The organism is Shewanella sp. ZOR0012 (assembly GCF_000798835.1).
Taxonomy (GTDB): Bacteria; Pseudomonadota; Gammaproteobacteria; order Enterobacterales; family Shewanellaceae; genus Shewanella; species Shewanella xiamenensis.
Map to the genome: position 1 here is coordinate 1 of NZ_JTLE01000079.1, position 267 is coordinate 267.

General features: G+C 48.3%; 1 pseudogene. It reads left to right on the forward strand.

Annotated features, from left to right (window positions below):
- A pseudogene (locus L976_RS01660) lies at positions 1–267 on the forward strand (ABC transporter substrate-binding protein); the annotation flags it as partial.

Genomic DNA, 267 nt, shown 5'->3' on the forward strand with positions numbered 1-267 from the left:
ATGGCGCATGCAGCCTCCTATTATTGGAAGGGCAAAGCCCCCGCCTCCCAGTTTTTTTCTTCAATTCCCTTTGGGATGACAGCACAAGAGATGAACGGCTGGTTACATTATGGTGGTGGTATGGCGCTGTGGGAGGAAGTCTATCGTCCCTTTGGCATTATCCCTCTGGCTGGTGGTAATACGGGAATGCAAATGGGTGGTTGGTTTAATAAACCCATTAATACGATAGCTGACTTTAAAGGATTGAAGATCCGCATGCCAGGACTC